The sequence below is a fragment of the Ruegeria sp. CDSC002 genome (genome assembly GCF_059610905.1).
Genome location: NZ_JBXWOM010000028.1, coordinates 1 through 4435, shown reverse-complemented (window position 1 = coordinate 4435; position 4435 = coordinate 1). Strand labels below are relative to the sequence as shown.

The following is a 4435-nucleotide window of genomic DNA, read 5'->3' as shown; positions in this document are numbered from 1 at the left end:
TTACTCAGCGGCTTCTTCGTAAGCGTCCATTGGGGGGCATGTGCAGATTAGGTTTCTGTCGCCATATGCGTTGTCGACGCGGTTTACGGGGGACCAGTATTTGTCGACGCCCATGGAGCCTGGGGGGAAGCAGGCCTGTTCGCGGCTGTAGGGCCGGTCCCAGTCGCCGACCAGATCGCGCACCGTGTGGGGGGCGTTTTTCAGCGGGTTGTTCTCCGCGTCGATCTTGCCGTCGATGATGTCCTGCGCTTCGGCCCGGATGGACAGCATGGCGTCGCAGAAGCGGTCCAGCTCATCCTTGGGTTCAGATTCCGTGGGCTCGACCATCAGGGTGCCGGCCACCGGCCAGGACATGGTGGGCGCGTGGAAGCCGGAATCAACCAGACGCTTGGCGATGTCGTCGACGCTGACCTGTGCCGCCTCGTCCAAGGGTCGGGTGTCGAGGATGCATTCATGCGCCACCCGGCCCGTGTCCGAGGTGTAAAGGATCGGATAGGCATCCTGCAGGCGTGCCGCGATGTAGTTGGCGTTCAGGATTGCCACTTTCGTGGCCTGCGTCAGACCGGCGCCGCCCATCAGCAGCACATAGGCCCAGCTGACCGGCAGGATCGAGGGCGAGCCGAAGGGCGCGGCCGAGACCGGGCCCACGGCGGTGCCGTATTCCGGGTGACCCGGCAGGTGTTCCTCCAGATGCGCCTTGACGCCGATCGGGCCCATGCCGGGGCCACCACCGCCATGCGGGATGCAGAAGGTCTTGTGCAGGTTCAGGTGGCTGACGTCACCGCCAATGTCACCCGGACGCGAGAGACCGACCATGGCGTTCATGTTGGCGCCGTCGATATAGACCTGACCGCCGTGATCATGGGTGATCTGGCAGACCTCCTGCACGGTGGTCTCGAACACGCCATGGGTCGAGGGGTAGGTGATCATGCAGGCGGCCAGATGGTCCGAATGCTTTTCCGCCTTGGCGCGGAAGTCATTCAGGTCGATGTTGCCCTTGTCATCGGCTTGCACCGGCACAACCTGATAGCCCACCATCTGCGCCGAGGCCGGGTTGGTGCCATGCGCCGAGGTCGGGATCAGGCAGACATTGCGGTGCGCCTCACCCCGCGCGGCGTGATAGTTGCGGATGGTCAGCAGGCCTGCGTACTCGCCCTGCGCACCCGAGTTGGGCTGCTGGCTGATCGCGTCATAGCCGGTGATCTGGCACAGCTTGTCGTTCAGATCATCAATCATCTCATGATAGCCCTGCGCCTGATCTTCGGGGCAGAACGGGTGCAGATTGCCGAACTCGGGCCAGGTGACCGGGATCATCTCGATCGTGGCGTTCAGCTTCATGGTGCAGGACCCCAGCGGGATCATTGCCCGGTCCAGCGCCAGGTCGCGGTCGGCCAGACGGCGCATATAGCGCGTGATCTCGGCCTCGGCCCGGTTCTTGTGGAAGATCTCGTGGGTCAGGTAGGCGCTTTCGCGCAGCGCATAATCGGGCAGGCGATAGAGCTTGTTCGAGCTGTCATCCTTGCGATCGATACCAAAGGCACCCCAGACGGCCTCGATGGTCTCGGGGCGGGTCTGTTCGTCCAGGCTGATACCCACTTTCGTGTCGCCGACTTTGCGCAGGTTCACACCGCGGGCCACGGCGGCCTCCATGACGACATTCTGCAGGTGGCCGACCTCAACCGTGATGGTGTCAAAGAACACCTCCGGCTCGACGGCAAAGCCCGCCTCCTCCAGGCCAGCGGCCAGACGCGAGGTCTTGCGGTGCACCGATTGTGCGATGGCCTTGATGCCGTCGGGGCCGTGATACACGGCATACATCGAGGCAATGACGGCCAGCAGCGCCTGCGCGGTGCAGACGTTCGAGTTGGCTTTCTCGCGGCGAATGTGTTGCTCGCGGGTCTGCAGGGCCAGGCGGTAAGCCTTGTTGCCGCGCGCGTCGATCGACACGCCGATGATCCGGCCGGGCATCGACCGCTTCAGCTTGTCACTGGTCGCCATGTAAGCAGCGTGCGGACCGCCATAGCCCATCGGCACGCCAAAGCGCTGGGTCGAGCCGATGGCAATATCCGCGCCCATCTCACCTGGTGACTTCAGCAGCGCCAGCGACAGGATGTCGGCAGCAACAATGGCGATGGCTTTATGTTCGTGCAGGGCGGCGATCTCGTTCGTGAAGTCGCGCACATGGCCGTGGGTGCCGGGATACTGGAAGATCGCGCCAAAGACCGACCCTGCGTCCAGCGTGTCCGGGTCGGCCACCTGCACGTCGATGCCCAGAGGCTCAGCACGCGTTTTGATCACCGCGATGGTCTGCGGGTGGCAGTTCTTGTCGACGAAGAAGGCCGCGTTGTTGGCCTTTGACCGCCCGCCGCGCTTGGCCATCGCCATCGCTTCGGCTGCGGCTGTGGCTTCGTCCAGGAGCGAGGCGTTGGCCACGTCCAGCCCGGTCAGGTCGCTGACCATGGTCTGGAAGTTCAGCAGCGCCTCAAGCCGGCCCTGGCTGATCTCGGGCTGATAGGGCGTGTAGGCGGTGTACCAGGCCGGGTTTTCCAGGATGTTGCGCAGGATCGGCGCCGGCGTGGTGGTGCCGTAATAGCCCTGACCGATCAGCGAGGTCAGAACCTTGTTCTTGCTCGCCACCTCTTTCATGTAAAAGAGCGCATCGCGTTCGGTCATCGCCGGACCCCAGTCCAGCGGCTCTTTCTGCCGGATCGCAGGCGGGACGGTGGCGTCGATCAGCTGGTCCAGCGTCTTGAAGCCAATCACCTTGAGCATGTCGCGCATTTCCGTCGGGCTGGGCCCGATATGGCGGCGGTTGGCGAAGTCATAGGCTTCGTAATCAGTCAGTTTGAAGGCCATAGGTCATGCTCCTCAGGGAATGTCTCGCCCGGCCGCTCTGGCAGGAGCCTCCGGCGGGGATATTTTTAGCCAGATGAAGGGGCGGATCCGCGAAAGGACCCGCCGTTTGGGTTTACCCGATCAGGGCCTTGTAGCCGTCCAGATCCATCAGATCCTCCAGCTGCGCGGCATCCGCGATCTTGATCTTGTAGATCCAGGCCTCACCCTCGGGATCTTCGTTCAGCGCGCCGGGGTTGTCGGCCAGCGCTTCGTTCACTTCCGTGATCTCGCCATCGACCGGGGCATACAGCTCGGAGGCGGCCTTGACGGATTCGATCACGCCGATCTCGCCGCCTTTTTCAAACTCATCGCCTGCTTCCTGCTGCTCCACGAACACCACGTCGCCCAGCTGTTCAGCCGCGTGCTTGGTGATGCCCAGAGTGGCCGTGTCGCCTTCGACGGTCAGCCATTCATGCTCTTCGGAATAATAGGTTGCCATGTTGTCTCTCTCCTGACTTCAACGCTTGTAATTCTGTTTGACGAAGGGCAGCGCCACGATCTGCGCCGGCTGCGGCTTGCCCCGGATGATCAGGTTCACCGTCTCGCCCGGCTCACCGTGGCCCTTGGAAACATAGCCCATCGCCACCGGTCCGCCGACCGTGGGGCCAAATACGCCCGAGGTGATCTGACCGATCGTATTGCCCTCGGCGCACTGGATTTCCACGCCCTGACGCGCTGGAGCGCGGCCATCGGGCTTGATGCCAACCAGCTTTTTAGCAGGGCCTTCGGCCAGTTCCTTCTGCACGCGGTCTGCGCCCGGAAAGCCGCCTTCTTCCTTGCGGCGCTTCTGGATCGCCCAGCCGAGGCTGGCCTCAATCGGCGAGGTGCTCTGGTCGATGTCATTGCCATAGAGGCACAGACCCGCCTCCAGCCGCAGGCTGTCGCGCGCGCCCAGACCGGCCGCTTCGCAATCCTCATGCGCTAGGAAGGCTTTCGAAACTTCGATCGCCTTGTCCTCGGGGATCGAGATCTCATACCCGTCCTCGCCGGTGTAGCCCAGCCGCGAGATGCGGCACTCGACACCGTTGATCGGGGCCTCAGTGGTTTCCATGAACTTCAGGTCGCGGGCGGCAGGGCACAGATCCCCAACCACGTTTTCCGCCGCAGGGCCTTGCACCGCCACCAGCGCGCGGTCGAAGATCTCGATCACTTCGACGCCGTCAAGGTGTTCGCGCATATGCGGAATGTCCTGATGGCGCAGCGCTGCGTTCACCACCACGAAATAGTAATCCCCTGCATTCGACACGATCAAATCGTCCATGATCCCGCCATCCGCGTTGGTAAAGAACCCGTACCGCGCCTTGCCCGGCTTCAGGGTCGCGTAGGCCTGCGGGCACAGAGCTTCCAGCTTCTCACCCACATTCTCACCGCGCAGGATCACCTGACCCATATGAGACACATCAAACAACGCCGCCTTCTCACGGCACTGCTTATGCTCCCCCATTATCCCCAAAGGATACTGAACAGGCATCTCCCACCCAGCAAAATCAACCAACTTACCCCCCAACTCAACGTGCAAAGAATGCAATGGGGTGCGTTT

Annotated in this window: 3 protein-coding genes; all 3 read right to left on the bottom strand. The window is 62.7% G+C overall.

Features of this window, described 5'->3' with window-relative positions; genetic code table 11:
• Positions 1-2856 carry an aminomethyl-transferring glycine dehydrogenase gene (gene gcvP, locus AC2FJE_RS23360; protein WP_496758752.1) on the bottom strand — a complete coding sequence of 952 codons (2856 nt, stop codon included), beginning with the start codon at positions 2854-2856 and terminating at the stop codon, positions 1-3.
• 112 nt (positions 2857-2968) lie between these two features.
• Positions 2969-3334: a glycine cleavage system protein GcvH gene (gcvH, locus tag AC2FJE_RS23355; RefSeq protein WP_058271403.1), complete on the bottom strand. Its 366-nt coding sequence runs from the start codon at positions 3332-3334 to the stop codon at positions 2969-2971.
• 18 nt (positions 3335-3352) lie between these two features.
• The coding region (gene gcvT / locus AC2FJE_RS23350) for a glycine cleavage system aminomethyltransferase GcvT (RefSeq protein WP_496758750.1) at positions 3353-4435 on the bottom strand (1083 nt) is incomplete at its 5' end.

Bases quoted from the DNA above. Each gene is read 5' to 3' on its own strand.
- gcvH (WP_058271403.1), bottom strand. From the start codon at position 3,334: ATGGCAACCTATTATTCCGAAGAGCATGAATGGCTGACCGTCGAAGGC.
- gcvP (WP_496758752.1), bottom strand. From the start codon at position 2,856: ATGGCCTTCAAACTGACTGATTACGAAGCCTATGACTTCGCCAACCGC.